Raw genomic sequence first — 6,341 nt, 5'->3', positions numbered from 1 at the left:
GCGGGCGGCGTGTGACGGCCGAGGCGGCCGCGGTCACCCAGCTGGCCGAGGCGTGCGCGCGGCTGCCGCTGGCGCTGCGGATCGCGGCCGCCGACCTGTCCAGCCGTCCACATGAGACGGTCACCGACTACGTGGCCCGGCTGCGTCGCGACAACGGCCTGGACACGCTGGCGGTGCGCGACGATGAGCAGATGGCCGTGCGGGCGGCCTTCGAGGTGTCCTATCGTGCGCTGCCGGCCTCGGCCCGGCGCATGTTCCGATGCTTCGGTCTGGTACCGGGCGCGGAGATCACGGCCGAGTCCGGCGCGGCGATGCTCGGCGTCACCCGCGACGGGGCGGCGAGCCTGCTGGCCCGGCTGGCCGACGCCCATCTCGTTGCCGAGCGCGAGCCGGGCCGGTTCGGCTGCCACGACCTGTTGCGGCTCTACGCCACCGAGCTGGCGCAGGGTCCCGAAGGCGAGACCGTGCTGCACCGGCTGCTGGGCTGGTACCTGTCCACAGCGGACGTTGCCGCCCAACGCCTGTACCCGCAGCGGGCCCGGATGCCGCTGCCCGAATCGCTGGTGCTGCCCGCCCCGCTGGAGCTGTCCGACCACGCCGACGCGCGGGCCTGGCTCGACGCCGAACGGTCCAACCTCACCGAGTCGATCCGCTACGCGAGCGAGCACGGGCCGCTGGTGTTCGCATACACGCTCGCCGACACGCTGCACGGCTACTACTGGCTGTGCATGCGGACTGTCGAATGGGCCGTCGCCGCGCACGCCGCCCTGTCCGCGGCGCAGGCCGACCGCAACGAGCAGGCCGAGGCGGCCGGGCACCTGAGCCTGGGCAGGCTGCATTGGCGTCTTGAGCGATTCGACGACGCGATCCAGGAGCTACATCTCGCGATCGACTGCGCCCGGCGGGCGCACTGGGCCGAGGGCGAGTCGGGCGCGCTGGGCGCGCTCGGCCCGGTGTATCGCATGACCGGGCGGCTCCGGGCCGCGCGAGCCACGCTGGAGCAGGCGCTGGAGCTCGCCCGGCGCACCGGTTGGACCGGCGGCGAGGCGGTCAACCTGAACAACCTCTCGATCGTTGCGACAGATCTGGGCCTGCTCGATGAGGCCGTCGATTATTGCCATGCGTCGTTGATACTGGCCCGCAAGAACCGGGCGGTCGGCAGCCAGGCACTGGTCCTGCACAACCTCGGCGCCGCGCTGTACTGGATGGGCCGGCTCGACGAGGCGCGGGAGCGGCTGACGGAGGCGCTGCAACTGCACATCGAGACCGGCAGCCGGGGACAGGCCACGACGCTCAACGTGCTGGCCCGCATCCACCGCGACCGGTGCGAGCGCGACAAGGCCGATGACCTGGCGAAGGCGGCGCTCGCGCTGTCGCGCGAGCCACCGGAGCCACGGCTTGAGGCGAGCGTGCTGCACACCATCGGGTCGCTGCACGGCAGCGTGGATACGCTGATGGAGGCGCTTGCGCTGGCGCGTGGCGCGGGCGACCGGTTCACCGAGGCGCACGTGCTGATCGACCTGGCCGGGCTGGGCGCGGGTGACCCGCGTGCGCTGCTCGCGCAGGCGCAGGCGATCGCGCGGGCCTGCGAATACGGCGTTTTGCAGAGGCTGTGCTCAGACGCGCTGTCGGGCAAAGGCGGCGTCGACCACGCGACGCTCCAGGTCCACCAGTAACTGTCCGATGTGGACCCCGGACAGGGCGCGGCTGTCGGCGAGCACGGTCACGGTCAGCGGGCCCGTGGCCGGCTCGACCCGCAGGCAGAACCGGCAGTTGAGCGGCGCATGCGGCGAGACCGTCAGCGCGCTGTCTGGCAGCGCGGCGCGGATCGCGGCCTCGTCGGGCAGTGCGGCCGGGGGGCCAGGCTCGGTGTCCATAGTGGAGCGCATGTCGTTGAAGCAGCAGAACGGGTTGACCACGGCAGCCCGCTCCCGGTGTATCTCGGCGAGCGCGGTGTCGAGCATGTCCTGGTCGTAGTAGGCGCGCCGGTAACAGCGCAGCGCGGCCCGCCACGTGCGCTCCACCAGTTGGTCGAACCCTGGGTCGTCGGCCAGATCGACGACCAGCAGGCCGTTTTGCCCGAGCATCCCGACGACGTCGGCGTGGCCCTCCTGGAACCGGTTGCTCACCAGGGTGTGCATGGCGCAGATCGAGTTTCCCGCGCGGGCGCCGATGAGCCCGGCGGTCGCGGCCAGCAGCACGGTGGTCGTGCTGACCCGCTGCCGCGCGGCGACCACGCGGGCCGCGCCGTCGAGGGCGTGGGAGGTCAGCGTGGCCTGGTGATGCGGCGGGTCGGGATGGTCACCCTCGACGGCGAACATCGTGGCCGGGATCGACCGGTGCTGGCCGGCCCAATAGTCCACGGCGCGGCGGGATTGCTCCTGGCCCTCGGTCTGCTGCCAGCGGGCCAGGTCCAGTGGGTGCCGGCGGGGCGTTGGCGGCTGCGCACCGCGCAGCATCAGCCGGATGTCTCGCGCGACCACCTCGGCTCCCTGCCAGTCCGTGGCGACGTGGCAGAAGATGAGGACGATCCGGTGCACCTGACCGTCGACCGCCACCAAACCGGTGCGCATGGGGAATTCTTGTGGGTACGCGAACGCCCCCGCCGACAGCCGTGCGCGCAGTTCCGCGACGGCACCCGCCACCGCATTGGCATCGCCCACCTCCGTCACCTCCACCGGCAGCCGCCCGATGGACACCACCGTCTGCATTGGACGCGCGTCTATGGTCGTGCGCAGCGCCTCATGCCGCTCGACCAGCCGCGCCAGCACGTCGACCACGCGCGGCACGGTGGCGGGCGGGCGCCTGGGCGCGGCGACCACCATCGGGATGTTGAAGTGGCCCGGTGGGTTGCGCCCCATGGCCTTCCACATGCTCAGCTGACCCCACGTCAGGGCACCGCTGCCGGACCGCTCCCCGGCGAATTCGACATGCACGCGGTACCGCTCAGACTCACGCATGCGCAAGTTTAGGCTTTCCGGCCGGGCGTTCCGGAATAGTGATCCGGGGGGTAAAGATCGCGCGGCGTCGGCGAGTTTTAGCGGCAGGCGGTCGAGGCTCCCCCCGATCCGTTCGCGTGGGTCATGCGCGCGGGGGTGGGTCGGCGTCGGTACCATGCTAAGAGTGATCAGATTCGGCGTGTTGGGGCCGCTTGAGATCGACTGTGAGGGCAGGGCGATCGCGATCCCCGCTGGCAAGCAGCGGATCGCGCTCGCGGCGCTGCTGCTCAACGCCAACCGGTTCGTGTCGCCTGATCACCTGATCGAGCGCATGTGGGACGGCGGCGTCCCGCACGACACCCGCTCGACGCTGCACACCCATATTGCCCGGCTGCGCCAGGCGCTCGGCCCGCACGGCGAGGACCTGACCGGCACGCACAACGGCGGCTACATCCTGCATGCCAGCCCCCGATTCGCTTGACCTGCTTCGCTTCCGGGAGCTTCTCGGGCGCGCGGCGGAGTCCGGCGAACCGGAGTCCGAGGGAGCCCTGCGTTCAGGGCCAGCGGACAACAAGAGGCTGCAAAGGGTCGTTCGTGTTCAGCACCACCGTCGCGGTGCCGATGGGGTGTGCGTCGGCGCGATACAGCTCTTGACCGGGCAAGTAGCGGCGCCGGTATCGTTGTTCGACCGCTTCCACCGACCCGAACAGTTCCAGGTCGCGCAATCGCGCCCGGTGCAACGTCACTTCGGGATCCACGTGCAGGTAGATCGACATGTCCCAGAAGTCGCGTAACTTCGGGCGCAGCATGAACACGCCGTCGAACAGCAACACCGCCCCCGGTGGCGCCTGCTGCCTCGCCGCATGGCTGGCGCGTTCGGTCCGATAGTCAAACACGGCAGGCAGATAGCGGCCATCGCCGCCAGGGCCGAGCGGACGCAGCACAGCTTCGGCGACCGTCTCGTAGTCGAACGAGTCGTGGTAGTAGCCCTCTGCAGACAGTGGACCGCGCTGGTGCCGGATCGCCTGGGGCAGGTGGAATCGATCGATGGACAGCCGGATGACCGGCCGATGCCGCCCGAGCCGGTCGGCCAGCTCATCGGCCAGTGTGGTTTTGCCCGCCGCGTCCGGGCCGTCGACACAGACCCGCAGAGTGTGTGCTGCGGCCCGCCGCGCCAGCTCGTCGCTGAGGGCGGCAACAACATGATCGCGCACATGGGACATCTACCGCAGGTTACTGCCCATGCCTGAAGCCACGCGCTGCGCCGCGCCCGAATCTCCCGCACGCCACGCGCTGCGCCGCGCCCGAATCTCCCGCACGCCACGCGCTGCGCCGCGCCGCAATCTCCCGCACGCACGCGGTCCACATCGGAGTCCGCGTCGGCCCGCCTGCTGTCCGGCGTGGGCACCGCCTTCGGCGTGCAGAAGGTCGGCTCCACCTACCTCCTCGTGACGCAGGAGTCGAACCTCGTCTTCAACCCGGCCGTGGTCGCCTACACGTCCGCGTCGCCGTCCGGCCCGTGGACGGGACCGCTGCACCCGTTCACCGCGCCGCAGCCGCAGCCGGGCCGGGCCATCATCACCTACGACACCCGCTTTCACGCGGAACTGGCAACGTCCGGGAAAATCCTTGTCTCTTATAACGTCAATTCTCTGGTACCCGATGAGGTCTACGCCGACGCGCGGATCTACCGGCCCCGCTTCGTGGACGTGGCCTGGCCGCTTCCGGTGCCCGACCCGACCCGGGTCCCGCCCGCGCCCACCGGGCTGACCGCGGCACCCGACCCCACCGAGGGCACGATAAACCTTGCGTGGCAACCGGTTCGGGAGCCTCCCGCTATTGGGTGTATCAGCGCAACGGGTCGGCGGGGGAGTCGTGGCGACCGCTGCCGGGCGTCGCGGGATGCTGCCAGCTTGAGGCCCAATACCTGAACAACGGCGACTGGTATGAGTTCAAGGTCGCGGCGACGAACGCCTCCGGCGAGAGCGGGACGTCCAACGCGGTCTCGGCGCGGCCGTTGCCGCCGCTGCCCGCGCCGCCATGCGGCCGGCATGCGTTCGGGCTGGACTTGCCGTGCGAGCACAGCCCGTACTATCAGATAGTCTGTTTCGGCTTCTCGCCCGGCGGTTCCGTCCCGATGACGATCGGCGACGTGCTGTTCTACCCGAACACCAAGGACGGCTTCTACGCCAAGCTGGAGTGCGAATCCTACCGGCGCCTGGCCATGCTCGACCGGGGATACACGATGAGCACCATCGAGTGGCAGGGTCCGCACCTGCTGTGGCATGAGCTGGTGCACTCCTATCAATGGGCGAGGTTCAGATACTGGTGGGAGTTCGCCGCCCTCTACCTGGCCGACCACATGTATTGGGAGCGGGAGGCCAACCTCTACTGGGGCGGCTATGCCAGCCTGCCCAATGTCGGCTGGTGTGACTACTGAGATGCCCAGTGGGTACCTGTCCGGCGTGCAGATAGCGGTCATCAGAGCACCATCCGGGCTGGGGCTGCGGCGCAGTGGGGTCGAGCGCCTGCCCGAGGCGCTGGAGGCGGCGGGCCTGCTGGACGGGCTTCCCGTCGCGGGCACGACCCTGGTCGAGCCGCCGTCCTACCACGGCTTGGGGCTTGCCCGGCGGAGCGGGCGGAGTGTTACGGGGAAGGCCCGTGCCGCCCCGGAGCGCGAGCCGTCCGGAGTGTTGAACGCGCGGGCGCTCGGCGAGTATTCGCGCACGCTCGCCGACGCGGTGCAGGACGCGTTGGCGCGCAAGTAGTTCGCCCTGGTGCAGTTCGGCCAGCGTGACCGGGAGCAGACTCTGCGCTACGGCAGCCCGCAGATTCAGGACACGGCGATCCGCGTCGTCGACTTCGCGTCGATCCGCCGATGGGCGCGGTCGAGGCTGCCCGCCGCGCCCGGCCGAACCGGGACTTTTGGATCTATCTCGACGCGGACGTCATCGACGACGAGCAGATGCCCGCGGTCGACTATCGCCTGCCGGGCGGCCTGTCGCCCACCGAGGTCGGCGCGGCACTCGGTGTGCTGCTGGCCTCGGGCGGCGCGGTGGGACTGAGCGTGGCCTTTTCAACCCGGCGCTCGATCCCACCGGCGCGGTGGCCGCGCGGCTGGCGGCGTGCCGGCGCGGTGCCCTTCAGCTATGCGATTTTGACTAGGCGGCGCGGCCGATCTGGTAACCGAGGCTGCGCAGCCGGCGGGCCCAGTGCGTCACCGTGTGCTGCGGAACGTCGAAGTGCTCGGCCAGACCGGAAACTGTGCCGACCTCGCGGTAGGCGCGCATCACCTCGTCGGGGTCCGGCATGCGGCGGTATTCGCGCCCGCTGGACACGTTGGCCGCGGCCTTGCGCTTGCGGGTGCGCGCGGCGGCCGTGGTCGCGGCGGCACGCCGGCGG

The 6,341-nt window shown here is 70.6% G+C and carries 6 protein-coding genes and 1 pseudogene; 4 read left to right on the top strand and 3 right to left on the bottom strand.

Annotated elements, in window-relative coordinates:
- Positions 1-1,676: tetratricopeptide repeat protein (locus DM816_RS39460; protein ID WP_162908319.1), on the top strand; the 1,676-nt coding region annotated here is incomplete at its 5' end.
- Here DM816_RS39460 and DM816_RS39455 read toward each other — a convergent pair.
- Positions 1,617-2,960 carry a condensation domain-containing protein gene (locus DM816_RS39455; protein WP_162908318.1) on the bottom strand — a complete coding sequence of 448 codons (1,344 nt, stop codon included), beginning with the start codon at positions 2,958-2,960 and terminating at the stop codon, positions 1,617-1,619. The genes DM816_RS39460 and DM816_RS39455 overlap by 60 nt on opposite strands.
- A 163-nt stretch (positions 2,961-3,123) precedes the next feature.
- Between DM816_RS39455 and DM816_RS43295 the strand changes: the two genes are divergently transcribed.
- Complete coding sequence (locus DM816_RS43295; protein ID WP_162908317.1) at positions 3,124-3,420, top strand: AfsR/SARP family transcriptional regulator; 297 nt, start codon at positions 3,124-3,126, stop codon at positions 3,418-3,420.
- Between the two features lie 73 nt (positions 3,421-3,493).
- Here DM816_RS43295 and DM816_RS39445 read toward each other — a convergent pair whose 3' ends face one another.
- A complete protein-coding gene (locus tag DM816_RS39445) occupies positions 3,494-4,162 on the bottom strand; it encodes a nucleoside/nucleotide kinase family protein (protein ID WP_117215584.1) in 669 nt (222 codons plus the stop codon).
- Positions 4,163-4,749: 587 nt separating this feature from the next.
- On the opposite strand from DM816_RS39445, the gene DM816_RS39435 reads away from it, so the two are divergent.
- Positions 4,750-5,379: a hypothetical protein gene (locus tag DM816_RS39435; protein WP_162908316.1), complete on the top strand. Its 630-nt coding sequence runs from the start codon at positions 4,750-4,752 to the stop codon at positions 5,377-5,379.
- Positions 5,369-5,707 carry an arginase family protein gene (locus tag DM816_RS39430; protein ID WP_162908315.1) on the top strand — a complete coding sequence of 113 codons (339 nt, stop codon included), beginning with the start codon at positions 5,369-5,371 and terminating at the stop codon, positions 5,705-5,707. The genes DM816_RS39435 and DM816_RS39430 overlap by 11 nt, the downstream gene beginning before the upstream one ends.
- 393 nt (positions 5,708-6,100) lie before the next feature.
- Here the strand turns inward: DM816_RS39430 and DM816_RS39420 are convergent.
- A pseudogene (locus DM816_RS39420) lies at positions 6,101-6,341 on the bottom strand (hypothetical protein); the annotation flags it as partial.

The sequence above is a fragment of the Allorhizocola rhizosphaerae genome (assembly GCF_003426775.1).
GTDB lineage: Bacteria > Actinomycetota > Actinomycetes > Mycobacteriales > Micromonosporaceae > Allorhizocola > Allorhizocola rhizosphaerae.
The sequence above is the reverse complement of the archived record's forward strand: the minus strand, read 5'-3'. Positions and strand labels throughout refer to the sequence as shown.

What these genes read in the sequence shown, in the direction of transcription:
- DM816_RS39455 (WP_162908318.1), bottom strand. Translation starts at nt 2,960, where the DNA reads ATGCGTGAGTCTGAGCGGTACCGCGTGCATGTCGAATTCGCCGGGGAG.
- DM816_RS39445 (WP_117215584.1), bottom strand. Translation starts at nt 4,162, where the DNA reads ATGTCCCATGTGCGCGATCATGTTGTTGCCGCCCTCAGCGACGAGCTG.